A 26,569-nucleotide genomic window follows, 5' to 3' on the forward strand; every position below is an offset into this window, starting at 1 on the left:
GCTCATGAAACCCGTTTTTCCTTCCGGACAAGCCACCCGCCCGGCGCTGTACGCCCTGGGACTGATGTCAGCGCTCAAGGCGTTGTCCCTGGTCCTCATGGCGCAGGCCGTGGCGGTCATGCTTGCCGGTCTCGCAACGGGCTCGTCCGAATGGAACAGAGGCCTGCTGTGGGGCGCGGTGGGAGCGATGCTGAGGTCCTTGACGGTCTGGGGCCAGGGTATCGCGGCACGGCACGCCGCCTTGGGCGTCAAGGAGGAACTGCGCGCGCGGCTGTTGAGGCGGTCATTGGACGACGGCGGCCCGTCTTCCGTTGAGGGGATGAACGACGGCGGCCTGGCCATATTGGCCACCCGCGGCCTGGATGCCCTGGACGACTACTACACGCAGTACCTGCCGGCCCTGGTCAACTGCGCCACGGTGCCGTTGCTGATCGGAGCGCGGATCCTCTTCGCCGACTGGGTCAGCGCAGTGGTCATCGTCCTGACGGTGCCTTTGGTGCCGTTGTTCATGGTGCTGATCGGCCGGCACACAGAAGACCGTGTCAGGGAGGCGCAGACAACGCTGCGCAAACTCTCCGGCCACATCCTGGAACTGGCCAAGGGACTGCCTGTCCTGGTGGGGCTCGGCCGCGCCAGCGAACAGCGCGCCGCCTTGGAGGACATCTCCGAGCAATACCGTAACCGGACCATGGGCACGCTCCGCACCGCCTTCCTGTCCGCCCTCGCCCTGGAGCTCATTGCCACCATTTCCGTGGCTGTAGTGGCAGTTTTCATCGGAGTCCGGCTGGTGGCAGGGGACATGGCCCTCGAAGCTGGCCTGATGGCATTGATCCTCGCTCCTGACTGCTACCTCCCGTTGCGGGAACTGGGCACCGCCCACCACGCCAGCGACGACGGCCGTGCGGCCCTCGAAACCACCGACGCAGTCCTTGAAGCACCGCCGCAGCGACCGTTGCCGGATGCCGGAGGCACAGGTCAAGGGGAGGTCGTGGTGACCGGCTTGACCGTGACCTACAGCGGAAGGCCGGCTCCCGCCGTCGGGCCTTGCTCTTTCATTGCCCCCAAGGGGAGGATCACCGCCCTCGACGGTCACAGCGGCGCCGGCAAGAGCACTGTCCTGGGCGTCCTTGCCGGGCTCATCGGGGACAGTCCGGCAGCCACGGTTGAAGGACGCGTCGCAGGGGCGGAACCGGGGACCGTCGCCTGGGTTCCGCAACATCCGGTCATGGTCTGTGAAACCGTCCAGCAGGAGATCGAGCTCTACCTTGAAGGCTACGGCGAAGACGCGGAGCTGGCCGCGGCACGTGTCCTCCGGAACGCCTCGGCAAGCCACCTCGCTGCTAAACATCCGGCAGAACTGAGCCCGGGCGAGCTGCGACGCGTGGCCCTGGCCCGTGGCCTCGCACGGGTGGAGGCAGGCGCCACGCTGCTGTTGCTCGACGAACCCACAGCGCACCTGGACGACGTTTCAGCCCAGGCCGTCCGCCGTGCCATCGAGTCACTTCGGGGTACAGCCACAATCATCCTGGTGGCCCACGACGCCGCAACCCGCGCGCTCGCCGACCACGTCGTCCAGCTCGGGCGGCCGGGGCAAGCAACGGGAACGGATACAGCCCTTGCCGGGCGCGGCACCGGGGCGGCGGAGCCAGCGGCAGTCGGGGCCGGGGATGCATTCCCGGTGGGTACGGGCGTACAAGCAGTGGACGATGGGCCCGCCGCCAACGCCGGGATCCTGAAGTTGGTGATGGGCGTCCTGAGACCGGTCAGTTGGAAGTTCGCGGCGGCCGGGATCGTAGCAGTCCTCGCGGCTCTGTTCGCCGTGGCGTTGTCCGGTCTGTCAGGCTGGCTCATCATCAGGGCGAGCGAGCAACCCCCCATCCTCTACCTGCTGGGCGCCATTGTGGGCGTCAGGTTCTTCGGGATCGGACGTGCCGTCCTCCGCTACTGCGAACGCCTCCTGACCCACGACGCCGTCTTCGCCGCCATGACAAGGCTTCGCGGGGTGCTCTGGGCCACTCTGAGCCGCCGGGCGTTGTCCTTGCGGCGCCTCCTGCAAGGCGGCAACGTCCTGGGGTCGATCGTGGACGACGTCGACACACTCCGTGACCTCCTGCCGCGGGTGGCCCTGCCGCCCGTTACGGCCGTGGCCGTGGGTGGAGCCGCCATCCTTGCCACCGGCATGGTCCTTCCGGCCGCGCTGCCTGCCGTGCTGCTCGCGTTCGTCCTGGGCCTGGCAGTGGCACCACTGCTGGCTGTCCTGGCTGACCGGAATGCCGCGAAGGCCGGGCAGCACCTGCATGCGGAGGTGCTGAGGGGAGTTGCCGCAGCCCTGGACGCCCGCGCGGAACTGCATGCCAACAATGTCAGTGAACCAGTGATCAGCAACCTCGCGTCCAAAGACCAGGCGGCAACCCTTTCAGCGAAGCGTTCAGCATGGGCCGAAGGCCTCGGCCAAGCGGTGATCGTCCTTGGGTGTTCCGTGTCCGCGCTCTGGGCCGGAGTGCTGAGCGCCCCGGCTGTCCTCGACGGCGGGGTGGCTCCTGAACTGGTGGCCGTCATTGTCCTGATGCATCTGGCCCTGGTGGAACCCTTCGCGGGGATGGTCTCCGCCGTACGCCAGGCGCCGGCGCTCGCCGACGTCCTCGGCAAGGTGGCTGCATCGGGCGCTTTGGGCACTGCCCAGGCTTCCGGCCAGCAAGAACACGACGGCGGCACACTGGAACTACCTGACCGGCCCGGTAAGCAAGGACTGGAGCTCAGCGGTGCCGCCGCGGCCTGGCCGGGCGCCCACCACGTCTTTGCCGGGATCGACGCTGTTGCGGAACCGGGCCGTTGGCTGGCTGTCACGGGTCCTTCGGGGGCAGGGAAGTCAACGCTGCTCTCTGTCCTCCTGGGTTTCCTTCCCCTCACTGAGGGAACGGCCAAGCTGACCGGCAGCGCCGCCTGGTGCCCCCAGGAAGCCCATCTGTTCGACTCCACGGTCCGGGGAAACCTCCTGCTTAGCCGCCCTGCAGGCCAGAAGCCTGACGATGACGAAATGTACAAGGCGCTGTCCGCCGTCGGACTCGATGCCGTGGTGAGGGCCCTGCCCGAAGGCTTGGACGCCCGCATCGGTCCTGGCGGTTCTTTCCTCAGTGGTGGCGAGCGGCAGCGGTTGGCGATGGCCCGGACGTTGCTGACGGGCGCCTCCGTCTTGTTGCTGGATGAGCCCACCGCCCACCTGGATGCGGCTTCGGCGCGGGAAATGATGACCATCCTTCGTGCCGGGCTGAAAGACGTCACGGTGGTCCTCGTGACCCACAATCCTGACGACATCGACCCCTCGGACGCGCGGCTGGAACTGCCGGCCCGCGGGACGCCAGTGGTCGCTGATGGCGCGGCGGAGCTGGCAGCCGGGCTTACTGCTCAGTAGCCTGAGGGCATGACTTCCGACGCCGTAAGCCGCTGCCTCCCCGATGCAGGAACCACCGGACTCCGGTGGCGGCCCGCCACCACGGAGGACCTGGACGGGTGGGCCGGATTGATCGCCCGGACGGCCGCCGTCGAACGACCTGTCTGGTACGAGAAGCGCGGCGACTTGGTCCACGTCCTGGAGTCCACCAAAAACCCACCGCAAACGAACACGCTGCTGGGTCTTGACGCCACAGGGGTGCCGCGCGCCTACGGCCGTATCACCAAGAATCCCGACGGGGACAAAGCAACCGGAATGGCCTGTGTGGACCCGCAGTGGCAGCAGCGCGGCATCGGTTCGGCGGTCCTTAAGTGGCAAGAGGAGCAAGCCCGCCGACGGTTTGAAACGGACGCCGCGTCGGGCCACCGCCCAACCCCGCCGAGGCTGCGTATCCAGACCGAAGAGCAGCACGAACACCAGGCGGAACTCCTGAAGGGGCACGGTTATGGTGCTGTTCGTTGGTTCAATGAGATGCACAGGCCGCTGGCGGGGCAACTTCCCGATGTGCTCTTGCCTGACGGGCTTGAGCTCCGGACCCTTGACGCCTCGCTGTTTGAGTCGGTGCGGCTGGCCCACAACGATGCCTTCAGGGACCACTGGGGGAGCGAACCACGGGACGAGGAATCGTGGCGCTTCACGCTTGAAGAACCCACAGGAAGGCACGACCTCAGCGCCGTGGTAATCGATGCTTCCAGTGGCTCAGTGGCCGGATACCAGCTGACCAGCCACGACCCGCAGTCCGCCTCGGAGCGTGGTTTCAGGGAAGGCTATACGGAGCTCCTCGGTGTCCGGCGCGCCTACCGCGGCCGCGGCGTCGCCCAGGCCCTCCTTGCTGATGCCATGCGCCGCTACTCCCAGGCCGGAATGGACGTAGCATCGCTGGATGTCGACTCAGCCAACCCCACGGGGGCGTTGCAGCTCTACCTGGGTATGGGATACGCCCCCGTGAACCGCAGCATGACGTGGGAGAAGATGCTTTAGCCGTCCACGTCGTGAAGGTGGTGGACGACGTCGTGAAGGAAGTACCGCGAAAACGTCAGCACAGTAAAGGAGGAACCATTGCTGCGTGTTCCGGTGCGCTGCCATTCATCCTCCACGACACGGGCAAAGGATTCCGCAATGACCGTGCCTTCGGTATCCAGCTCGTCCGCCACGGTTCCGGGGTCCGCCGAACCGTAATCGCCGTCGATCGCGGCCTGGTCCTGGTCCCAATTGGCAAAGCGGGCGTCGTCCTCGGTGAGCATCAGGTTCAAGCGCTGGTCGAAGAGGCTGAAGACATCGCGGACGTGGCAGGCATATTCCAGGGGAGACCAGGTGTGGTCGTCCGGGCGAACAGCGACGTCGTCGCGGCGCAGGACCGCACGCCACCTGGGGAGCATGTTCAGGACCGTGCCGGGCACGGTTGACGGGGTCACCGAAGCGGGGTCGAAACCACATTCGGGGCAGGGCTTTGAGAGCACCCAGGTCCAGTCTTTTTCATCAGGGATGATCGGCATGTCGCCAGTCTAAGCTCCCGGCGTCTGCCTGCCTCGCAGGGCCGTAAATTACGCCGCTGTTTGCGATTTCTTCCCATCACGGCCAGGAGTAAAGTTCGTTCCGGGAGGAGAGCCGGAAAGAGAAAAACATGCTCAAGGATCAGCAGGTTGGTGCCGTCCTACCGGCACAGGACATAGCCCGGGCATGCGCTTACTACAGCGAGAAACTGGGCCTCGAACCGGAAAATCCTGACGCCGATGACAACCTCCAGTACAGGTGCGGCAACGGAACCGGGTTCTTTATCTACCAAACGCCCAATGCGGGCACGGCAAAGAACACCCAAATAGGTTGGATGGTGGATGACCTCGCAGCCACAGTCGCTGAGCTGCGCGACAAAGGAGTCAAGTTTGAGGACTACGACTTCCCAGGACTGAAAACCGAGGACGGTATAGCCACCATGCCGGATGGGGAGAAGGCAGCGTGGTTCCTCGACAGCGAAGGAAACATACTGAGCCTCAACCAAACCGGCTAGCCCGGTAGGGGGCGACACGCCCGCTGCAGCAGCAAGGGCCGGCGGTTGAACCGCCGGCCCTTGCCATGCCTACTCTGCCGGGATATCTGCCCATGCCATGCTCGGCCCGATCGCCTCGACCGGTTGGGACAACGGCACACCGGAACCGTCCCGCCGCCCATGCTCATGGGGAAGGGCCCTGGCCACGCCGGCCGCGGATGAGGCCTTGGCCGGTCCATGCCCCGCCCAGGCAAGCAGCAGCGTGTCTTCGCCCTTGAGGAACCGATGGACCCGGACGCCCCCGGTGGCGCGGCCCTTGGCCGGATACTCTTCGAAGGCGGTCACCTTGGCCGTGCCAGGTGCCGTGCCCGGCAGGGCGCCGTTGGTTCCGGCGATGGTCACGACGACGGCGGCGGGGTCGTCGGCGCGCACGGTACCGAAGTGGATCACTTCGTCCCCGGCGGCCAGTTTAATGCCGGCCATACCGCCGGCCGTGCGTCCCTGCGGACGGACGTTGGAGGCACTGAACCGCAGCAATTGGGCTTGCCTGGTCACGAAGACGAGATCGACGTCGTCCTCCTGCGCGGGTTCCACGGCCAAAACCGAGTCCTTGTCCTTGAGGGCGATAATCTCCCAATCCTCACGGTTCAGCGGGTAGTCCGGCTGCACGCGCTTCACGACGCCCTGGACGGTACCCAGCGCCAGAATTGTGTCCAAGGGTACGAAGGCCACCAGGGTCTCGCCCTTGAGCAAGGTGATGAAGTCCCTGGCGGGTACGCCTCCTGCCAGGTTGGGCAGTCCCGAGACCGGTGGCAAGACCGGCATGTCCATGACCTGCAGCCGCAGCATCCGGCCCTGCGAGGTTACTGCGCCGATTTCGCCCCGGGCCGTGGTCTTGACCACGGACCGAAAGACGTCGTGCTTGGCGCGCGGACCGGCCTCGGCCAACGGCTCCTGGTTCGAGGTCCTCGCAATCTGGCCGGAGGTGCTCAGCAACGCCCAGCAGGGGTCGTCCGGGATCTCCAGAGGCAGGGCGGCCGCCTTACCCTTGGGCCCGGGAGCGGCCGCGAGGGCGGCGGCAACAGTCGGTGAAACGGCTTCGGATTCCAGCAGCACGGTCCGTCGGGGCGTGCCGTACTTTTCGGCGATTTCCCCCAGCTCACCGGAGACGAGGTCCCGGAGCAATTCGTCGGAAGCCAGGATGGCTTCGAGTGCCTCGATCTCCCGGCGGAGCTCGTCCTGCTCTTTTTCCAGTTCGAGCCTTGAATACTTGGTCAGCTGACGCAGCCGCAGCTCCAGGATGTAGTTGGCCTGGATCTCGGTGAGGTCGTAAATGGACATGAGCCGCTCGCGGGCCGCCGACGCCTCGTCGGAGGAGCGGATGATCTGGATGACCTCGTCGATGTCCACGATCGCGATCAACAGGCCCTCCACCAGGTGGAGACGGTCCTTCTTCTTGCCCAGGCGGAATGAGGTGCGCCTGCGCACCACGTTGAGGCGGTGCTCCACGTAGACCCGCAACAGATCCAGGAGCCCCAAGGTTTGGGGTTGGCCGTCCACCAGGGTGACGTTGTTGATCCCGAAGGAGTCTTCCATGGGGGAGTAGCGGTAGAGCTGCTGCAGTACGGCGTTCGGGTTGAAACCGTTCTTCAGCTCAATGACCAGCCGCAGGCCATGGTTGCGGTCGGTCAGGTCTACGACGTCGCTGATGCCGGTCAGTTTCTTGGCGTTGACGGCGTCCTTGATCTTCTCGATGACCTTTTCAGGGCCCACCATGTAGGGAAGCTCGGTGACCACCAGGCCGGTCCGGCGGGCCGACAACTGCTCCACCTCCACCTTGGCCCGCGTCTTGAAGGATCCGCGGCCGGTGGCGTAGGCGTCGCGGATTCCGTCAAGGCCCACGATGCGGCCGCCCGTGGGAAGGTCCGGCCCGGGAATGAAGCGCATGATCTCATCCAGGGTTGCCTCCGGATTGGCGATCAGATGCCTGGCCGCCGCGATGACCTCAACCAGGTTGTGCGGGGCCATGTTCGTTGCCATGCCGACCGCGATGCCCGTGGTGCCGTTGACCAGCAGGTTGGGGAAGGCTGCCGGGAGAACGTCCGGCTGGGTCAGTTGGTTGTCGTAGTTGGGGACGAAGTCCACCACGTCTTCATCGAGGTGGTCGGTCATCGTCAACGCAGCAGCGGCCAGGCGTGCCTCGGTATAACGGGGAGCCGCAGGGCCGTCGTCGAGCGAGCCAAAGTTGCCATGGCCATCAATGAGCGGCAGGCGCAGCGAGAAGTCCTGCGCCATACGCACCATGGCGTCGTAGATCGCGGCATCGCCGTGGGGGTGGAGTTTACCCATGACCTCGCCCACCACGCGGGCACTCTTGACGTGTCCGCGGTCCGGCCGCAGGCCCATGTCCGACATCATGTACAGGATGCGGCGTTGGACAGGCTTGAGGCCGTCGCGTGCGTCCGGGAGGGCGCGGGAATAGATCACCGAATAGGCGTACTCCAGGAAGGAGCCTTCCATCTCGGAAGTGACGTCAATGTCGACGATGTTCTCAGTGAAATCGCCAAGCGGTTCGGCTTTGCGTGCGGAAGTTTGGCTGCGGGCCATGGGGCAGGAAAATCCTCGAAAGTTGTACTACGGATGTTTTAGCTAGGCTAAGCCTATGGTGGATCAGCCCGACGTCGGCATTTATCCGGAATATTGGGAGGCGGATGTCGTCTTGCGCGACGGCGGAACCGCCCACCTGCGCCCCATACGGCCCGAAGACGCCGATGCCCTGCAGGCCTTCCACGCTGGCCAGTCCCAGGCGTCCATCTACATGCGCTTCTTCTCGTTCAAGCCGAGGCTGTCCGGGAAGGAAGTGCGGCGTTTCACGGAAGTGGACCACATCAACCGCGTGGCCTTCGTGATCACCATCGGCGGTGAAATCATGGGCATTGGCCGCTACGACCGCCTCGATGACCCCAGCGAAGCCGAGGTTGCGTTCAACATTTCGGACGCCCATCAGGGCCGCGGCATCGGTTCGATCCTACTGGAACACCTGGCGGTCGCCGCACGGGAGAACGGCATCCGGCGCTTCACCGCAGAGGTTCTCCCTGACAACCGCAAGATGCTGATGGTCTTCGCGGACGCCGGGTACGACCTCAAACGGCAATTCGACGACGGCGTTGTCAGTGTCGAGTTCAACATCGACCCCACCGAGAAATCGCGGGCGGTCATGGAGTCACGGGAGCACCGCGCGGAGGCGCGCAGCGTACGGGACCTCCTGTCGCCGTCGTCGGTGGCTGTCATAGGCGCCAGCCGGAAGTGGGGAACTGTCGGCTACCAGCTTCTGGAGCACATCATAGAAGGTGGCTTCAAAGGACCCGTTTACGCCGTCAACCCCGAAGCGTTCGAGCTGGCGGGCATGATCTCGTTCTCGAAATTGTCCGAGATTCCGGGTCCTGTCCAGCTGGCCATCGTCGCGGTTCCCTATGAGGAAGTGCCCAAAGTGGTGGACGACTGCGCTGCTGCCGGCGTCAAGGGCATCGTGGTGGCCACGGCGGGGTTCGCCGACGACGGTGAGCGGGGTTTGGCGCGCCAGCACGAGCTGGTACGGCGGGCACGGGCCAACGGCATGCGCGTGATCGGTCCCGAGTCGCTCGGGATCCTGAACACGCACCCGGCAGTCTCCTTGAATGCTTCCATGGCACCGACCATGCCGCCGCGCGGGAGTCTGGGTCTGTTCAGCCAGTCCGCCGCCGTAGGTGTGGCGGTCTATGCCGCCGCAAGCCGCCGCCGCCTCGGGTTGTCATCCTTCCTGTCCGCCGGCAACCGAGCTGATGTCTCCGGCAACGACGTCATGCAGTACTGGGAGGACGACGCCGACACGTCCGCCGTCGGGCTCTATCTGGAGTCCATCGGCAACCCGCGTAAGTTCTCACGGCTGGCGCGTCGGCTCTCACGGAACAAGCCGGTCATTGTTGCCAAGTCGGACGTCACCGGCCTCACGCTGCCGCCCGGTCACGAGGTCCGGACCACCCAAGCGCCCTCCGCTGCCCTGGACGCCATGATGCGCCAGGCCGGTGTTATCCGGGTCGACACCATCGAACAGCTCATGGACATCGCCCAAATCGCCTCTTCCCAGGCTCTGCCCCAAGGCCCTGGACTGGCGGTGTACTCGAACTCGGTTGCACTGGCCAAAGTGGTGGCGGACAGTGCGGTTCCGCTTGGCCTGGACGTCACCCGCCTGGTCACGGAGGTGGACCTCGACGCCGGAATGTCACTGGCGCTGCCGGCGCTGCGGGCCAGCCTGCAGGAAAGCCTTGCCGACGACTCCGTCCACGCCGTGGTCGCCGCCCTTCTCCCGGCCCGCGGCCTGACCGTGGAGGCTCTGGCAGGCGTCCTTGCCGAATGCGCCGCGGAGGCCGGGAAGCCCGTCATCGCGGCCTTCACGGGAATCCTGGATCCTTCTGTCCATGTGGAGGGCATGGTAGGCGCCGCAGGGAAACCGCCGCTGCCTTGCTATTCCAACGCCGGCGCGGCAGTAGCGGCACTGGCTGCCATTGTCCGTTATGCGCAGTGGCGGGACCGCGACCAAGGACTTTTTGTCGAGCCTGAAGGCTGCGACTACGACGGCACACGTGACGCCTTGGCGGCCATGCTGGCCGGCGTGACCGGCGAAAAGATCAGAAAGCTCGACGCCGGTGCAGCTGCGGCATTGCTTGCAGGCTACGGCATCACGGTACTGCCGAGCATCGGGTTCGGCACTGATGAGGAAGCTGTCGAAGCAGCTGAGGCCGTGGGTTGGCCGGTGGTGTTGAAGACCACCGATCCAGCCCTCCGGCACAGGCTCGACCTGGGCGGAGTGCGCCTGGATATCCAGGACTCCCAGTCCTTGCGGCAGAACATCGCGCAGATGCGCCGCGCACTGGAACCGTACGGCTCGCCGTCGCTTGAAATCCAGGCCATGGCGCCGGTGGGGCAGGCCTGCACTTTCCGAGCCATGGAGGATCCGCTCCTGGGTCCCGTGGTCTCGTTCGGTTTGGCCGGCGACGCCGTGAACCTCCTGGATGACTGGGCGCACAGGGTGCCGCCGCTCTCGGCTGCCGACCTGCATGATGTCATCCGGTCGCCACGGGCCTCGAGGAAGCTCTTTGGGTACCAGGGGCTCCCGGCCGTGGACGTGGCAGCCCTTGAGGACATTGCCGCCAGGCTTGCCAAGCTCAAGGATGACCACCCGGGAATCGCGTTGGTGGAGTTCAACCCGGTTCTTGCGGGGCCCGCAGGCGCCACGATACTGGGGGCCGAAGTGTGGATCGGCAATGCGGCCCAGCGCACGGACAGCGCTCGCCGGGCGATGCGAAGTTAGCCACAGGGGAGCGGCAGGCGGTTAGGAAGTCACCATGCGATCTGTGAAAATGGGGGAATGAGCACCCAGTCTCCGACGCCTCAATCCCGCCCGTCCAACAACGGGAACCATGCCGCGCACAACCACAGCTCGCAGGGACAAAGCCTGGAGCAGGCCCTGCAGCAGGCCGGTTTCTACCCCCGGTTGGTGGCCGACGTCGTCGATGACGCCCTGGATGGCCGCGAGTGCTTGTCACACCTGGTCCACCTCGAGACGCACTTCGACCGCGCGGAGGTCCGGCGCCACATCACCGTGCTGGTGCTGACGGAAGACATGCTGGTGATCACCCATGTCGATGACCAGCAGCTGGACGAGGCAGGCGAGCAGATCGTTGCCCAGATCTCCACGGAGTCAGTGCCCGTTGCCCAGATCCGCTCGGTGGTCCTCAGCTACATGTACTCGCAGCCGCAGAACTACAAGTCCTCCGATCCCGTCCGGGAGCTGACCGTATCCATCGCGTGGTCGGGTGGGCAGCGGCTGGACATGGGGCCGGCAAGCTGCGGGGATCCCCAATGCGAGGCCGATCACGGCTACACCGGGACCATCGCCCAGGAAGACATTGTGCTGCGCATCAGCGCCGAAGCTGACGGACTGCAGGCTGTCCAGGATGCCAAACTCTTTGCCCGTGCCCTGCGCGCAGTCAACACGGGAAACCCTGCCCCGGTCCAGCACGCCAGCATTCCGGCCCCCAGGCCCCGTTCGGGCGTTTTCAGCAACCGCCTGAGCCGCGGACACCAGCGTTGAGCGACACCGCGCAGACCCCTGCTTCGACGACGACAGCTGACCTTCCGGCACCACCTCTTTTCGGGACGAAATCGATCGCCGAGGTTTTGACGAGTTCCGCGGCCGCCCTCGGCGTCCCCGGTTTTACCAACCAGCTCCAACTGCCGCCCACCCAGCGTGTCTGCGTTGTCCTCGCCGATGGGCTGGGACGGAACCTGCTCAAGCAGAAGGCTCCACATACGCCGTTCCTGCGCTCGATTGTTGCCGCAGGCCAAGGGAACGTTCCGACGTGGCTGGATTCGGCCTTTCCCAGCACCACGGCCGCCTCCCTGGCGAGCCTTGGCACAGGACTGCCGGCCGGGCATCACGGAATGGTCGGCTATGACGTGCTGGACCCTGCCCAGGACAAGGTGGTCAACCTCCTGGGCAACTGGGACTCCCAGGTGGATCCTTCAACGTGGCAGCCCCACCCAACGGTTTTTGAACGCGCAGCCGCAGAGCTGGACGTTGTCACGGTCAGCCTGCCCCAGTTTGGCAACTCGCCCATGACCCAAGCAGCCCTGCGGGGGAGCCGCTTCGTGGGAGGGACGTCCCTGCACGCCCGTACCGCTGCCGCGGCCGAGGCCATGTCCGGCGGCGGCCGCTCGCTGATGTACTTCTACGCCAACGAACTCGACAAGGCCGGTCACCGGTACGGATGCCAGTCCGACCGCTGGGAGCACCAGATCGAAGAGCTCGATTCCACTGTGAAGCGGCTCTCCGCAACACTGCCTGCGGGCACCACCATCCTGCTGACCGGCGATCACGGCATGCTGGACGTCCCGGAATCCCAACGGATCGACTACTCGGCCGATGAGTCGTTGGTGGCTGGTGTCCGGCACACCGCGGGGGAACCCCGCATGGTGCACCTTTACTTGGAGCCTGATGCCACTGACGCCCACCGCACTTCGCTGGTGGATGCGTGGAGGCGGCGGTTTGGCGAGAGGATCTGGGTGTTCACGCGGGAACAGGCCGTGGCAGCCGGGCTGTTCGGCGACGTTCTTTCTTCGGTTGCTCCGAGGATCGGCGATGTGATGATTGCGGCCCGGGACACGCTGGCCCTGTACGACACCCGCCGCGTGCGTCCGTCCTCACTGGAGGTCGTGGGACAGCACGGTTCATTGACCCGGGCTGAGCGCGAAGTACCGCTGGTGTGCTTCAGTGCAACCGGCAGGAAAGGCAAACGTGGCTGAACTGGTCTTTTTCTCCGGGACCATGGACTGCGGAAAATCCACGCTGGCGCTCCAAATGGACCACAACCACCGTGCCCGGGGACGGGGCGGTGTCCGGTTCAGCCGAAACGACCGCGCCGGTGATTCCATGATTTCGAGTCGGCTGGGCCTGCAGACAGACGCAGTGGAAGTGGAAGACGCAACTGATTTCTGGGACGAAGTCGTGATCCGCCGTACCAGCGGTCTCCGGGTGGACTACCTGATTTGCGACGAAGCCCAGTTCTATTCCCCGGGACAGGTCGAACAACTGGCAAGGGTGGTGGACGAGATGGACGTGGATGTCTTCGCTTTTGGTATCACGTCCGATTTCCGTACCCGCTTGTTCCCGGGTTCACAGCGGCTCATCGAACTGGCCGACAGGGTCCAGGTCCTGCAGGTCGAGGCCCTGTGCTGGTGTGGCCGAAGGGCAACCCAGAACGCACGGACGCTCAACGGCATCATGGTGGTGGAAGGTGAACAGGTCATGGTGGGCGATGTGGCTCCCACCTCCGGGGACAGCGAAGGCCGGTCCGACGCAGGTGTCGTCGGCTATGAAACCTTGTGCCGCCGTCACTACATGCGGAGGGTCACCGCCCACGGCGCCAACCTGATGGCCGGCGCCGATCAGCCTTTGCCCTTCGACATCGATGCGTGCCTTTGGCCTGGAGCCGGACAGCCCGGCACCCAGATTTAACCCGGCACCCAGATTTAGCCTGGTACCCGGATTTAGCCCGGCACTCGGGTCAGTCTCCGCGAGCTCCGAAAACGATCTCATCCCAGCTCGGGATGCTGGACCTCTTGGGACGTGCCGGTTGGCGTTCCACCGGCGCGTCGACGTGTTGCCGGGCGTCAGGTTCGCTGGTCTCCTCCGTAGGCGCTTCGTCTGCGGCTGCAACGTCCCCGATGACGTCCCCAGTATGGCCGCCGTCATCATTTACGGGTGCTTCAGCTGCCGGGCCGCCGCCCAGCAATTCGTCCAGACCTGCCGGTTTGCGGCCCGCCAGGGGCGTGACAGGACGTATGGGGCTGGCGACGACGGTGATCTCACGGGTATCGGTGCTGACGCCGTTGTGGAGCTTCAGCGAATCGTCGTCATCGGCTTCGAAATTCCGTGGTGCAAGGCTCAAGCGGGAGAGCATCGAGGCCCGGCCGTCCCTGCGGGCAAGTTCCTCTTCCACGGAAGCCTCGGAGCCGCGGTTCGCAACGTCGCTTTCGGCCGGCACGTCGGCCTCGTCCTCGCCCGGACGTGGATGGGCCGCCGGCACGTTGCTCAACAAGACAGCCAAGGCGTCGTCGCCGTCTTCGTCGACGCCAAGGCGCTGGCCCCGACGTGAGCGGAGCATCTCCAGGAGACTGTCCGATTCCTTGGCGGATGCTCGGGCAGCCGTTTCGGCGTCGGTCTCAAAGTCGAAGGGGCGGTCGGAGACCGCGGCGAGGCGTCGGGCGGGTACAGGCCCGTCGAGTGGCTCAAGTTCGCTGAGCTGTTGAGCCCAGCGGTTGGCGTTCTGCAGTGACTTGCGTTGAGGACTGAAGGTCCACATAGCCGGCGGTTCCTCACCGATGCTGCCATGTGTACCGGGAACTGCCTCGAACCTGGCAACCACGGTCCAGGAACCGTCGGAGCGACGCCACGAATCCCATTCAACTGTCGAAGAGTCGATGCCGTGGGCTGCCAACCTGTGCTCCACCATGTCGCCAAGAGTGGCTGGAGCATCCCCGAAAGCCGAACGGTAGGCGTCATGACCCGGAGCCGGGGCAGCAACTTCAATGCCACGGGCCTGGCGGGCGACGTACTCGCGCTCGGCGAGGACAGGACCTTCATAGCGCTGGACATTTGCCAGTGGCAGGCCTGACAGTTCAGCTACTTCCGCTGCCGTTGCACCGCTGCGGATCCTGGCTTGAATATCCCTGGGTGACATGGCAATGGGCGTGTTGGAGGCGCGGGCGGCCACCTGTGCCGGTGTCCGGATCGCCGCTGCCCTCAAAGCCTCGTCGATCGGAAGCTGGAACATCGCACCGCCCGGGCCGCTTAAGAGCAGGTGCCCGCCGTCGTCGTGGACGCCTACCAGCCGTAGATCCTGCATAACACCCTCCACCACATGGCATAACTGACATTCGAAACTCTGCCACCAGCGGGGGGCATTTCCTACTAGGAGGGAGGGCGTGCCGTGATTTTCCGCAGAAACCCGGGCAGATCGGGAGCTCCGACGGCTCCACGGGAGGCTATGGACTTTTGATTGCCGGCAGAGGACAATCTGCCCGATATCGGGCACAAATCCGGCGTGCCCGGTGTTGCATACACCGGGCGGCACGAAAGGGTGTTGCCCGGGAACCCACCCAAAGCAGGGACGGAGGACGAGGAAAGACCATGGCTACGGATTACGATGCTCCCCGTAAGACAGAGGAAGACGTCAACGAGGATTCCCTGGAGGAGCTCAAGACGCGCCAGTCGGGAAAACAGTCCTCAGCCGTTGACGTCGATGAAACCGATCTGGCTGACGGTTTCGAACTGCCGGGAGCCGACCTCTCCGGAGAGGAACTCTTGATTCAGGTCATGCCTCCGCAGCCTGATGAGTTCACCTGTTTCAACTGTTTCCTGGTCAAGCACAGGTCACAGATCGCCGCGGAACGCGGCGGCCACTTGTACTGCACGGAATGTGAAAGCTAAACCGGACCGGCCGGGCCTGCTTCAGGCGCGGGGTGCGGCCAGGGCGGCGACGAGCTCGTCCGGCCTGCGCGAGGATGCCAGCCAGTAAGGGGTTCGGTCGGCCGGATCCGTGATTTCGATCTTGACCACGGGATCGATCCAACCCCTGAAGCACATGTACGCCAGCCCGTTCAGGCGCGGTCCGCGCTCAGCGGTGGCTTCCGCTTTGCTGAACGCCTGGACTGAACCTACGAACGTGCGGTCAATGCTGGCCCGGCCCACTCGTACGGTATCCGGGGTAACAGTGATGGTGGGAGTGGAAAGGACAAGCATGATGGTCATGATGGCCAGCAACGCGAGGGCGGCGCCGATGCCCGCGGCAGGGCTGATCGGGCCGAACATCAGCAACCCGGCGCTTGAAAGTCCGACAACTACGATCCAGATCCACAATGACGGCCACAACTTCTCGGTGTACAGGACTCCGGAAGCGGAGGAGTTGTTCCGGGCAGGCACGGGTGAGGACTGGTCAGGCGTAGGCATACACCCAGTTTATCCGGCCACAGGCCCCTGGGCGTCCGTCCAGGCGACCACCCGCGGGAAACAGGGAAATGCCTCTCACAGTAGAATGAACCACTGTGAGCAACGAGACCGCAGTATTCAGTAAAGACGCCGTAAGCCCGGATGCGAATTCCACCTCAAGCCATGGGGCCCCGACCTTGGATGTTCAGCTGAAAATGCTCGACGACGGCCTGGAAGCCCCGTCCTACGCCCACCCCGGCGACGCTGGAGCCGACCTCCGGGCACGCGAGGATGTGCAGCTGGCCCCCGGGGAGCGAAAGCTGGTTCCGACAGGAGTCTCCATTGCGCTGCCGGACGGCTTCGTCGCCCTCATCCATCCACGTTCAGGGCTCGCTACCAAACACGGGCTTACCGTTGTCAATGCACCAGGGACGGTGGATGCGGGCTACAGGGGCGAGATTGCCGTGACCCTGCTGAACACAGACCAGAACAACGCCATCAGCCTCAAGCGCGGCGATAGAATTGCCCAGATGGTGATCCAGCGCGTCGAGTATGCGCGTTTCGTCACGGTTGACCAGTTGTCCGAATCGGTCCGTGGCACGGGCGGATTCGGCTCTACCGGCGGATTCAACGCACCAAAGGCCTAAGCCGGCCCCTTGACCGGCAACGGCCACCGAGGATCGTTGGACGCCGTGGCCTGGTTAACCTGGACCAACGTGGTTGCGGTTTACTTGGGGATAGACCACTACTAAGGAGAAAACCCAATGCTTTTTGGGCGCGGTAAAAAGTCCAAGGCCGAGCGGGCTGACACTGCCGGCACCGTCGAGGAATCCGGTGCAGATTCGGAGAAGACTCCGGCCGCCGGGGATCGCGTTCCCGGCGACTTCCGCCTTGGCAAGGGACCCCTGGACATTGATGAGATCGACAGCCGAGAAGGCTATGTGGACCTCGGCGCGCTCCTGATCGCTCCCTCCGAAGGCCTCCAGCTCCGTTTGGAGGTGGAAGAAGCTACGCAGCGTGTAGTGGCGGTGACCCTGGACCTGGGCGGCTCCAGCCTGCAGCTTCAGGCGTTCGCTGCACCCCGCTCCGAGGGACTGTGGGATGAAATCCGGGAGCAGATCACCCAGTCCGTCGCCAGCCAAGGCGGCGAGACCGAAGAAATCCAGGGCGGGTTCGGAACGGAACTTGTGGCCAAGCTGCCCGCGGAAGCTGCTGACGGAAGCAAGGGCTTCCGCGCGGCACGCTTCATGGGTGTGGATGGGCCGCGTTGGTTCCTCCGGGGTGTCCTTGGTGGACAGGCGGCCTTGGAACGCGAGGCGGCTGCCGACCTTGAGGAACTGTTCCGCCGAGTGGTCGTGGTTCGCGGTGACAGCCCGATGCCGCCCCGCGAATTGCTGCAGCTGCGTTTGCCCAAGGACGCCGCAGTGCCCGGCCAGGGCGGTGCTCCCCAAGGTGCGGTCCCGCCGTCGGAAGCTGCCCTGCAACAGCCTGAGCGAGGGCCGGAGACCACCCAGATTGGCTGACTCGCCGCGCCGCGGCGGAGTGGCTGGCCAGCCTCCGCGGGCAATGGCCATCCGTGACCTTCCCGAACGGGGAAGGGTCATATGTGCTGGGTTCATCGAGTCAGTGACGCACCAACCGCCCAGCACGCAACCGTTCTTCTCCGCCATCGTGGTGGACGCTCTCGGGCCCGGAATCCAGACACCGCCACCGCCCGGATCCACCGGGAAGAAGTACGGTCGCCTTCGCGTGATCTGGCTGGGCCGCACGCGTGTACCCGGCATCGAGGCCGGCGTGGAACTTCGCCTGAACGGAATGGTGACCCAGCTCGAAGGCTTCCCTGCAATGTTCAACCCGCGCTACGAAATACTTTCCCGTCAGGAGCATCTATGACCGTGGCCAACGGATCAGAACCCAAGGACACCGGGGCGTCCTCGCCCCAGCACGGTGAGGCCCGCCACGGTGAGGCCCACCAGCCGGACGTGACCAAACCCGCCAGCGAAGGTCCCCGCATGTCCGAAATCGCTGCGGGATATGCCGAAAAAGCCGGACTCCACCGCAACAGCGCCGGCCACGTTGACATGCTGAAGTCGGCCGGTGGCGTGCAAGGTATTGCCGAGAGCGTCCTTCCGGGCCTCGTCTTCCTGGTGACCTTCACAGTCACGCGGGACCTGACGCCGTCGCTGATCGCGGCACTGGCTGCCGCCGCAATCTTCACTGTCGTCCGCCTGGTCCAGCGACGCCCCCTGACGCAGGCACTTGCCGGTGTGGTGGGCGTCGGCATTTCGGCATGGTTGGCAAACACCACCGGCAAGGCCGAGGACTTCTATGTTCTGGGGTTCTTCACCAACCTGGCCTACATCGCCGCGATGGTGCTTTCCATCGTGCTCAAGTGGCCTGTTGCCGGCTTGCTCTTCGGCTTCGTGCGCAATGAGGGACTTGAATGGCGGAAGGACCGCGAACGGCTCCGCGCATACAAGCTGGGCACATGGATCGTCGTGGCGGTTTTGGCCCTCCGCCTGGTGGTGCAAGTGCCGCTGTATTTCATGGGCGAGGCCGGATTGACGGCTCTGGCAACCACCCGGCTCTTGATGGGTGCCCCGCTCTACATCCTGGGCTTGTGGGTTGCCTGGCTGGTGACCAAGCCGGAAGTTCAGCCGTCGAAGCCGTCGTCGTCAGAGGCCTGATCGGCTTCTGCGGCCTCGTCCGCGCGCGCTTCGCCTTCCCGGGAATTCTTCGACAACAATGCGCGGAGCCCATTCTCCGCTGCGATGGTGGTGACGAAGAAGAGTTCGTCACCACCATCCAGGACGTCGTCGCGGGTGGGGGTAATGGGAGCCTGGTCGCGGAGGATCGCCACCAAGGTTGCATCTTCGGGCCATTCGATCCCGCCCACCGTACTTCCAATCACGTGGGAGTCGTGCGGAACGGTGAATTCGACGATGGACGCCACACCCGTTTGCAGGGTCAGCAGGCGTACGAGGTCGCCAATCTCCACGGCTTCCTCAACGAGGGCCGTCATGAGCTGCGGGGTATTGACTGCGACGTCGACACCCCAGGAGTCGTTGAACATCCAGTCGTTCTTCGGGTTGTTGACGCGTCCTACCGTGCGTCCGACGCCGAATTCGGTTTTAGCCAGGAGTGAGACCACCAGGTTGACCTTGTCATCGCCGGTGGCGGAAACAACGACGTCGGCATCGTCAAGCTTGGCGTCCTGCAAAGTACTCAGTTCGCAAGCGTCACCCACCAGCCAGCGGGCGCCACGGAGTCCGCTGCGTCCAATGACTTCCGGTTTGAGATCTATGAGAAGAATCTGGTGCTGGTGGGCCAGGAGCTCACGCGCAATGGACGAGCCAACGCTGCCTGCGCCAACAATGACAACTTTCACTAAGACTCCTTGGCGGGTGCTTTGGCGAGGATCCGTGCGATCTCGGATGTTCGATCCACATTCAGCATGGCGTGGACCGTGTCGCCTTCCTGGTAGGCGGTGCCGGTCCGGGGGAGCAAGCCCTCGCCGAAGCGGGTGAGGAAAGCGATGCGGATACCGGCGGCTTCTTCGATGGAGCCGAGCCTGTGGCCGATCCACTCCGGGTGGAGGTCCACTTCGGCCAGGACCAAGCGGCCCGAGGGCTCGCGGTAATCGCCTGCCAGATGCTGTTCGGGCAGGATCCGACGGAGGACCTGGTCGGCGCTCCAGCGCACAGCAGCCACCGTGGGGATACCCAGCCGCTGGTAGATTTCGGCGCGACCGGGGTCGTAAATGCGAGCCACCACATGGGCGACATGGAAGGTCTCGCGGGCCACGCGCGTGGCCAGGATGTTTGAGTTGTCACCACTGGAGACCGCCGCGAAAGCATATGCCTCCTGCACCCCTGCTTGCTTGAGGGTGTCCCGGTCGAAGCCAACCCCAGTGACTTTCCGCCCGGTGAAGGACTTGCGCAAACGGCGGAAGGCCCGCTCGTCCTGATCGATGATGGCCACGGAATGGCCTGCATCCTCCAAAGTGTGTGCAAGGGTTGCGCCAACACGCCCGCAACCCATGATCACGAAGTGAGCCACCATGTCTCCTAATGTGTGTCGTCCCTGCCGCTCGGTATGACTTTACCGTTGCCATGTGGCCAAGCACGTCTTTGCCGTCATGACATCGCAGGGTATTCAGAGTAGCTTTGCGGAGTGCTGACAATTTTGAATGCCGCGAAACGGGTGCTGGTGGGCCGGCCCTTCCGGAACGACCGGATGTCCCACACGTTGCTGCCCAAACGCATCGCTTTGCCGATCTTCGCGTCGGACGCCCTGTCCTCTGTCGCGTATGCCCCTGATGAAATCCTGCTCACGCTGGCCCTTGCCGGGGTCAGCGCAGTGGCATTCTCGCCTTTGGTTGGCCTCGCCGTCATGGTGGTATTGCTCACGGTCGTGGCGTCCTATCGTCAAAATGTCCATGCCTACCCTTCCGGTGGCGGCGACTACGAAATCGCCAACGTCAATCTCGGCAAGTATGCGGGGCTGACCGTTGCGTCCGCCCTGTTGGTGGATTACGTCCTCACGGTTGCTGTGTCGATGTCGTCGGCGGCCACCTACTTGACTACGGCCATCCCGTCCCTCCATAGGCAGCAAGCGCTCATAGCCACCATCGGTGTCATCATCCTCGCGCTGGTCAACCTGCGGGGCATCAAAGAGGCCGGCACGGTCTTCGCTGTTCCGACCTACATCTTCATGGCGTCCATCCTTGGCATGACGGCGGTGGGAATCTTCCAAGCCGTGACAGGACAGTTGGGGGAGGCGCCGTCAGCACATTTCACCATTGTTCCTGCGCCGGGATTCGACGAAGGCCTGGTTGGTTTGGCGGGTGCCTTCCTGCTGCTTCGGGCTTTCTCCTCTGGTGCCGCGGCGCTGACAGGTGTGGAAGCCATCAGCAACGGTGTGCCCAACTTCAAGAAGCCAAAGAGCAAGAATGCCGCAACCACCTTGCTGCTTCTCGGCGTGATAGCTGCCTCCATGCTGGCCGGAATCCTGTACCTGGCCAATGCCACCAAGGTGCATATCGTGCTTGATCCGGCCACGGAGTTCCTGGTGGATGGCAAGCCGTTGGATGAGGGTTACATCCAGACACCGGCCATCAGCCAGATTGCGGACACGATCTTTGGCGCAGGCTCCATACCTTTCTATGTGGTTGTGGCAGCCACCGGCATCATCCTTGTGTTTGCCTCAAATACGGCTTTCAACGGGTTCCCGGTCCTGGGCTCCATCCTCGCCCAGGATGGCTACCTTCCACGCCAGCTGCGTACCCGCGGCGACAGGCTCGCATTCAGCAACGGCGTCCTGGCCCTGGCAGCGGGAGCGCTGGTGCTGATCCTGGCGTTCAACGCAGATGTCACCAAGCTGATCCAGCTGTATATCGTGGGTGTCTTCATTTCCTTTACAGCCAGCCAACTCGGGATGATCCGCCACTGGGGCCGTGAGCTCAAGCTCGTAAAGGACAAGGCTGTCCGACGCAGGATCATCAAATCCCGCACCATCAACATGGTTGGCTTCGGTATGACAGCGCTGGTGCTTGTCATTGTCCTGATCACCAAGTTTGAACAGGGAGCCTGGATTGCCCTGCTCGCCATGTTCATCCTGTTCCTCATCATGTGGAGCATCCGTGCCCACTATGACAACGTGGCCAAGGAGCTTGCCGTGGACGAGGATTCCTCCCCACGCGCACTGCCCACCCGTGTCCACGCCGTGCTTTTGGTCTCCCACGTCCGCAAGCCCGTGCTGCGGGCCCTTGCCTACGCCCGGGCATCGCGGCCCTCCCGCCTGGATGCCGTGACCGTTGACATCAACTCCGAGGAGACCGAACACACCGTCAGGGACTGGGAAAAACTGGAAATTCCCGTTCCGCTGACAGTATTGGCCAGCCCCTACCGCGAGACCGTGACACCCATCATGGACTACATCAAGAACATGCGCCGTGACTCACCGCGCGATCTCATCGTTGTCTACATTCCGGAGTACGTGGTGGGCAAATGGTGGGAACAGCTGGTCCACAACCAGACAGCACTCAGAATCAAGACGAGGCTCCATTTTGAACCTGGAGTCATGGTTGCCAGCGTTCCCTGGCAGCTGAAGTCGTCCGAAGAAGCAAAGGCTATGCAGGATACCCAATGACCCCCCACAGCAATACCGCCCGCACCGGGCACAGTGACACCCCTGGAAACCAAGCAGTGGAAGGCAATGAAGCGATCGTAACGATCGGTCCCATCGCCCATGGCGGGCATTTCGTCGCGCGCCATGAGGGCCGCGTCATCTTCGTCCGGCACGGCATTCCCGGCGAGAAGGTCCGTATCAGGTTGACCGACGCCGGTGAGTCGTCCCGCTTCTGGCGTGCCGACGTCGTCGAGGTCCTTGAGCCCTCACCCGATCGCGTTACCCACTTCTGGAAGCCGGCCGATCCCCTGGCCTCCTGGAAACGCGGCACGCCTCCCGTCGGTGGTGCCGAGCTGGGACACATCTCCCTGCAAAGGCAGCGGGAGTTGAAGGCCGACGTCCTGGCAGAGCAGTTGAAGCGTCTCGCCGGTCTGGAACTCGCCACCGAGGTAGAGGCAGTAGGGAACAACGACGACGGCGGCCTCGGCTGGCGCACCCGCGCCAGCTTCGCGGTAACCCCCAACGGGCGCCTGGGAATGCACGCGCATCGATCCGACGTGGTGCTGCCCATCAAGGAGATGCCGCTGGCACTTCAAGGAATCAACGATCTCCGGCTGTGGGATGTCGATCTTTCCGGCATTGCCCGTGTCGAGGTCGCTGTTCCATCCAATGGCTCCAGGCCGCTGGTGCTGCTGGCGCCGGAAGAGGCCACCAGCCCTAAAAGGCTGCACAGCATAGTCTCGCAACTGCCGCACGATGTCTCCGTGGCCGCCTTCGAGCCGGGCAAGGGTGAAGTCCGGCAACTCCGGGGGAGGACCTGGGTCCAGGAGAGTGCCGCTGGCCACGAGTACCGGGTTACCGGTGAGGGTTTCTGGCAAATCCACAAGGAGGCGCCGAACACGCTGGCGGGCGCCGTGACCGACTATCTTTCCGGGGGCGGGTATTTGCACGCCGGCGCGGCAGTTGCCGATCTCTATGCCGGTGCAGGACTGTTTACCGCCCTTCTGGCGGACGTCGTGGGTGTCACCGGTTCGGTTCTGTCGGTCGAAGGCTCCGCGGGGACCAGCCGGGACGCACGGAAGAACCTGCATGGAGCACCCCAGGTGGAGATCATCCAGGGGCGGGTGGAGCGGGTGTTGCATCAACGTGCCCGCAGTTTCGACTCCCTGGTCCTGGATCCTCCGCGGGCCGGCGCGGGCAAGGCAGTAGTTAAGCAACTGATGGCCACCGGCCCCCGTGCCATCGCCTATGTGTCCTGCGATCCAGCTTCCTTTGCGCGTGATCTGGGTTACTTCCATCAGGGCGGCTGGCGGCTTGAGTCGCTGCGGGCCTTTGATCTCTATCCCCACACGCACCACCTGGAAACTGTCGGCCTGATTGTTCCTGCCTTCTAGGAGGGCCAGCCGCCCGTCCGCGGGACACCGCGGGCGTGGCGGCCTTGGCGGCTCCCACCCGTGACGGAGATAAAGCCACTACGATGGGCCTAGTAGTCCCGTTCCGCTGGATGTGAAGGCCTTCGGGCGGGGTGACCAACAAAGATGCCGCCCGGCTAAGTAAGGTGCGCCTAACTGGCTAGCGGCCAACCACGCGACAAAGATGAAACTGTTGCGAGAGGAGTCCTGCCATGAGCACTGTGGACAGCTTCGGTTCCAAAGGCGTACTGAATGTAGCCGGCACCGACTATGAAATTTTCCGGTTGAACTCCGTAGAGGGCGCAGACAGCCTTCCGTTCAGCCTTAAGGTATTGCTTGAAAACCTCCTGCGGACTGAGGATGGCGCCAATATAACGGCTGACCATGTCCGCGCCCTTGCCGGTTGGGACCCCAATGCGGAGCCCGACACGGAAATCCAGTTCACCCCGGCACGTGTCATCATGCAGGACTTCACCGGTGTGCCCTGCGTCGTGGACCTTGCCACCATGCGTGAAGCCGTCAAGGAGCTTGGCGGTGACCCCAAGCGCGTCAACCCGCTGGCACCGGCAGAAATGGTCATCGACCACTCCGTCCAGATCGATGCTTTCGGTAACTCCGGCGCACTGGAGCGCAATATGGAGATCGAATACCAGCGCAATGGTGAGCGCTACCAATTCCTTCGCTGGGGCCAGACCGCCTTCGACGACTTCAAGGTAGTTCCTCCGGGAACCGGCATCGTCCACCAGGTCAACATCGAATTCCTGGCACGTACGGTCATGACCCGCGAGATCGACGGTGTGCTGCGCGCCTATCCCGACACCTGCGTTGGTACCGATTCCCACACCACCATGGTCAACGGCCTCGGTGTCCTGGGCTGGGGTGTTGGCGGTATCGAAGCCGAGGCAGCGATGCTCGGCCAGCCTGTCTCAATGCTGATTCCCCGCGTTGTCGGCTTCAAGCTCAACGGCAGCATCCCCGCAGGCGCCACCGCCACCGACGTCGTTCTGACCATCACCGAAATGCTGCGCAAGCACGGTGTCGTTGGCAAGTTCGTGGAGTTCTACGGTGAAGGCGTTGCCGCTGTGCCGCTGGCTAACCGTGCAACCATCGGCAACATGAGCCCGGAATTCGGTTCCACGGCTGCCATGTTCCCGATCGACGACGTCACTCTTGACTACCTGCGCCTGACGGGCCGCTCCGAAGAGAACGTCTCCCTCGTGGAGGCCTACGCCAAGGAACAGGGCCTCTGGCACGATCCTTCCCGTGAACTGCGCTTCTCCGAGTTCCTCGAGCTGGACCTCTCCACCGTTGTTCCGTCCATCTCCGGCCCGAAGCGTCCGCAGGACCGCATCGAGCTCACGGATGCCAAGGAACAGTTCCGCAAGGACATCCACAACTACGTCGCGATCGAAGATGGCAGCGTGGACGAAGCCCTGGACGAGACCTTCCCGGCTTCGGACGCTCCGTCCTTCACGCACGCGGATTCCCACACCACGGAGACCGAACGCGTCTTCTCGGCAGCCAACGGCGCCAATGGCCGCCCGTCGTCGCCGGTCAAGGTCACCACCGCCGACGGCCGCGAGTTCGAGCTGGACCACGGTGCAGTGTCGATCGCATCGATCACGTCCTGCACCAACACGTCCAACCCCTCGGTGATGCTTGCTGCAGCCCTGCTTGCACGCAACGCCGTTGACAAGGGCCTCACCTCCAAGCCGTGGGTCAAGACCTCCGTTGCTCCCGGTTCCAAGGTAGTCACCGACTACTACGAGAAGTCCGGACTGACCCCGTACCTGGAGAAGCTCGGCTTCTACATCGTCGGTTACGGCTGCGCCACCTGCATCGGCAACTCCGGCCCGCTCGAGCCGGAAATCTCCGAAGCGATCCAGGCGAACGACCTCTCCGTCACGGCTGTCCTTTCCGGTAACCGTAACTTCGAAGGCCGCATCAACCCGGACGTCAAGATGAACTACCTGGCTTCCCCGCCGCTGGTCATCGCCTACGCCCTTGCCGGTTCCATGGACTTCGACTTCGACACCGATGCCTTGGGCACGGACTCCGAAGGCAACGAGGTCTTCCTGAAGGACATCTGGCCGAACCCCACCGAAGTCCAGGAAGTCATCGACTCCTCCATCGACGAGGGCATGTTTGCCAAGGGCTACGAAGGCGTCTTCGACGGCGACGAGCGCTGGAAGGCACTCGACACCCCCGCCGGTGACACCTTCGCTTGGGCCGAGGACTCCACGTACGTGCGGAAGCCCCCATACTTCGAGGGCATGAAGGCCCAGCCGGATCCCGTCAAGGACATCGCCGGTGCCCGCGTGCTCCTGAAGCTCGGCGACTCCGTCACCACGGACCACATCTCCCCGGCCGGTTCCTTCAAGTCGGACACCCCTGCGGGCCAGTACCTGCTGGCCAACGGTGTGGAGCGCAAGGACTTCAACTCCTACGGCTCACGCCGTGGCAACCACGAAGTCATGATCCGCGGCACCTTCGCCAACATCCGCATCAAGAACCAGCTCCTGGACGGCGTCGAGGGTGGCTTCACCCGCGACTTCACCCAGGAAGGCGCCCCGCAGGCCTACGTCTACGACGCTGCACAGAACTACCAGGCCGCAGGAACACCGCTGGTTGTCCTCGCTGGCAAGGAGTACGGTTCGGGCTCATCCCGCGACTGGGCAGCCAAGGGTACCGCCCTCCTGGGCGTCAAGGCAGTCATCGCCGAAAGCTACGAGCGTATCCACCGCTCCAACCTCATCGGCATGGGTGTTCTTCCGCTGCAGTTCCCCGCAGGTGAATCCGCTGCGACCATCGGCCTCACCGGCACGGAGACTTTCTCCGTGAAAGGCGTTACCGAGCTGAACAACGGCACCACGCCGAAGACCCTTAAGGTCACGGCAACGGCTGAGGATGGCTCGTCCAAGTCCTTCGACGCCGTGCTGCGCATCGACACCCCGGGCGAAGCAGACTACTACCGCAACGGTGGCATCCTGCAGTACGTCCTGCGGCAGATCTCCGCATAGCGAATCCGGCTGGTCACAGCTGATTCCGCGCCATGCAGCCCC

21 protein-coding genes are annotated in these 26,569 nt (G+C 64.1%); 15 read left to right on the top strand and 6 right to left on the bottom strand.

Translation table 11 applies throughout. From position 1 onward, the window contains the following. The first annotated feature begins 4 nt into the window (after positions 1-4). Both cydD and ACFUOZ_RS00785 read left to right on the top strand, forming a co-directional pair. Complete coding sequence (cydD, locus tag ACFUOZ_RS00780) at positions 5-3,412, top strand: thiol reductant ABC exporter subunit CydD (protein ID WP_377543670.1); 3,408 nt, start codon at positions 5-7, stop codon at positions 3,410-3,412. Between the two features lie 9 nt (positions 3,413-3,421). Further along, the gene (locus ACFUOZ_RS00785; RefSeq protein ID WP_377543672.1) at positions 3,422-4,432 is read left to right on the top strand and encodes a GNAT family N-acetyltransferase; all 1,011 of its coding nucleotides are present in this window, start codon (positions 3,422-3,424) and stop codon (positions 4,430-4,432) included. On the opposite strand, the gene ACFUOZ_RS00790 is transcribed toward ACFUOZ_RS00785, so the two are convergent. Next, positions 4,429-4,947: a DinB family protein gene (locus ACFUOZ_RS00790; protein WP_377543674.1), complete on the bottom strand. Its 519-nt coding sequence runs from the start codon at positions 4,945-4,947 to the stop codon at positions 4,429-4,431. The two genes, ACFUOZ_RS00785 and ACFUOZ_RS00790, sit on opposite strands and share 4 nt — an antisense overlap. A 128-nt stretch (positions 4,948-5,075) precedes the next feature. Between ACFUOZ_RS00790 and ACFUOZ_RS00795 the strand changes: the two genes are divergently transcribed. After that, entirely contained in the window at positions 5,076-5,459 is a 384-nt protein-coding gene (locus ACFUOZ_RS00795) for a VOC family protein (protein ID WP_377543676.1), read from the top strand. Between the two features lie 69 nt (positions 5,460-5,528). On the opposite strand, the gene ACFUOZ_RS00800 is transcribed toward ACFUOZ_RS00795, so the two are convergent. Then, the gene (locus tag ACFUOZ_RS00800; RefSeq protein WP_377543678.1) at positions 5,529-8,045 is read right to left on the bottom strand and encodes a DNA topoisomerase (ATP-hydrolyzing) subunit A; all 2,517 of its coding nucleotides are present in this window, start codon (positions 8,043-8,045) and stop codon (positions 5,529-5,531) included. 55 nt (positions 8,046-8,100) lie between these two features. On the opposite strand from ACFUOZ_RS00800, the gene ACFUOZ_RS00805 reads away from it, so the two are divergent. The 4 genes from ACFUOZ_RS00805 to ACFUOZ_RS00820 are packed head-to-tail and all read left to right on the top strand — an operon-like array spanning position 8,101 to position 13,494. Further along, on the top strand, positions 8,101-10,788 hold the full coding sequence (locus ACFUOZ_RS00805) for a GNAT family N-acetyltransferase (RefSeq protein WP_377543680.1): 2,688 nt from the start codon (positions 8,101-8,103) through the stop codon (positions 10,786-10,788). Between the two features lie 57 nt (positions 10,789-10,845). After that, entirely contained in the window at positions 10,846-11,571 is a 726-nt protein-coding gene (locus ACFUOZ_RS00810) for a DUF5998 family protein (protein WP_377543682.1), read from the top strand. After that, positions 11,568-12,782, top strand: a complete 1,215-nt coding sequence (locus tag ACFUOZ_RS00815) for an alkaline phosphatase family protein (protein ID WP_377543684.1) — start codon at positions 11,568-11,570, stop codon at positions 12,780-12,782. The genes ACFUOZ_RS00810 and ACFUOZ_RS00815 overlap by 4 nt, the downstream gene beginning before the upstream one ends. Continuing rightward, positions 12,775-13,494: a thymidine kinase gene (locus ACFUOZ_RS00820; protein ID WP_377543687.1), complete on the top strand. Its 720-nt coding sequence runs from the start codon at positions 12,775-12,777 to the stop codon at positions 13,492-13,494. Before ACFUOZ_RS00815 ends, ACFUOZ_RS00820 begins: the two co-directional genes overlap by 8 nt. A 49-nt stretch (positions 13,495-13,543) precedes the next feature. On the opposite strand, the gene sepH is transcribed toward ACFUOZ_RS00820, so the two are convergent. Further along, positions 13,544-14,884, bottom strand: coding sequence for a septation protein SepH (sepH, locus tag ACFUOZ_RS00825; RefSeq protein WP_377543689.1), 1,341 nt, complete (start codon positions 14,882-14,884; stop codon positions 13,544-13,546). Positions 14,885-15,168: 284 nt separating this feature from the next. Here sepH and ACFUOZ_RS00830 point away from each other — a divergent pair, with 284 nt between their 5' ends. Next, complete coding sequence (locus ACFUOZ_RS00830; protein ID WP_377543691.1) at positions 15,169-15,468, top strand: DUF4193 domain-containing protein; 300 nt, start codon at positions 15,169-15,171, stop codon at positions 15,466-15,468. Positions 15,469-15,489: 21 nt separating this feature from the next. On the opposite strand, the gene ACFUOZ_RS00835 is transcribed toward ACFUOZ_RS00830, so the two are convergent. Continuing rightward, on the bottom strand, positions 15,490-15,987 hold the full coding sequence (locus ACFUOZ_RS00835) for a DUF3093 domain-containing protein (protein ID WP_377543693.1): 498 nt from the start codon (positions 15,985-15,987) through the stop codon (positions 15,490-15,492). Positions 15,988-16,082: 95 nt separating this feature from the next. Between ACFUOZ_RS00835 and dut the strand changes: the two genes are divergently transcribed. The 4 genes from dut (at position 16,083) to ACFUOZ_RS00855 (ending at position 18,653) form a co-directional block, all read left to right on the top strand. Then, the gene (gene dut / locus ACFUOZ_RS00840) at positions 16,083-16,613 is read left to right on the top strand and encodes a dUTP diphosphatase (protein WP_377543694.1); all 531 of its coding nucleotides are present in this window, start codon (positions 16,083-16,085) and stop codon (positions 16,611-16,613) included. A gap of 117 nt (positions 16,614-16,730) precedes the next feature. Next, positions 16,731-17,489 (top strand): DUF3710 domain-containing protein, encoded by a 759-nt coding sequence (locus ACFUOZ_RS00845; protein WP_377543696.1) that lies wholly within the window; start codon positions 16,731-16,733, stop codon positions 17,487-17,489. Positions 17,490-17,532: 43 nt separating this feature from the next. Further along, positions 17,533-17,859: a hypothetical protein gene (locus ACFUOZ_RS00850; protein WP_377543698.1), complete on the top strand. Its 327-nt coding sequence runs from the start codon at positions 17,533-17,535 to the stop codon at positions 17,857-17,859. Next, on the top strand, positions 17,856-18,653 hold the full coding sequence (locus ACFUOZ_RS00855; protein ID WP_377543700.1) for a DUF3159 domain-containing protein: 798 nt from the start codon (positions 17,856-17,858) through the stop codon (positions 18,651-18,653). Before ACFUOZ_RS00850 ends, ACFUOZ_RS00855 begins: the two co-directional genes overlap by 4 nt. Here the strand turns inward: ACFUOZ_RS00855 and ACFUOZ_RS00860 are convergent. Both ACFUOZ_RS00860 and ACFUOZ_RS00865 read right to left on the bottom strand, forming a co-directional pair. Then, positions 18,620-19,354, bottom strand: a complete 735-nt coding sequence (locus tag ACFUOZ_RS00860; protein WP_377543702.1) for a potassium channel family protein — start codon at positions 19,352-19,354, stop codon at positions 18,620-18,622. The genes ACFUOZ_RS00855 and ACFUOZ_RS00860 overlap by 34 nt on opposite strands. Further along, complete coding sequence (locus ACFUOZ_RS00865) at positions 19,354-20,025, bottom strand: potassium channel family protein (RefSeq protein WP_377544942.1); 672 nt, start codon at positions 20,023-20,025, stop codon at positions 19,354-19,356. Before ACFUOZ_RS00865 ends, ACFUOZ_RS00860 begins: the two co-directional genes overlap by 1 nt. Positions 20,026-20,139: 114 nt before the next feature. Here ACFUOZ_RS00865 and ACFUOZ_RS00870 point away from each other — a divergent pair, with 114 nt between their 5' ends. The 3 genes from ACFUOZ_RS00870 (at position 20,140) to acnA (ending at position 26,527) form a co-directional block, all read left to right on the top strand. After that, positions 20,140-22,116, top strand: coding sequence for an APC family permease (locus tag ACFUOZ_RS00870; protein WP_377543704.1), 1,977 nt, complete (start codon positions 20,140-20,142; stop codon positions 22,114-22,116). Continuing rightward, positions 22,113-23,489 carry a class I SAM-dependent RNA methyltransferase gene (locus ACFUOZ_RS00875; protein WP_377543706.1) on the top strand — a complete coding sequence of 459 codons (1,377 nt, stop codon included), beginning with the start codon at positions 22,113-22,115 and terminating at the stop codon, positions 23,487-23,489. Before ACFUOZ_RS00870 ends, ACFUOZ_RS00875 begins: the two co-directional genes overlap by 4 nt. Before the next feature lie 230 nt (positions 23,490-23,719). Next, on the top strand, positions 23,720-26,527 hold the full coding sequence (gene acnA, locus ACFUOZ_RS00880) for an aconitate hydratase AcnA (protein ID WP_377543708.1): 2,808 nt from the start codon (positions 23,720-23,722) through the stop codon (positions 26,525-26,527). Positions 26,528-26,569 lie beyond the last annotated feature (42 nt).

Origin of the sequence: Paenarthrobacter sp. NPDC057355 (assembly GCF_042667405.1) — a bacterium.
In the GTDB taxonomy this organism is placed as follows: domain Bacteria; phylum Actinomycetota; class Actinomycetes; order Actinomycetales; family Micrococcaceae; genus Arthrobacter.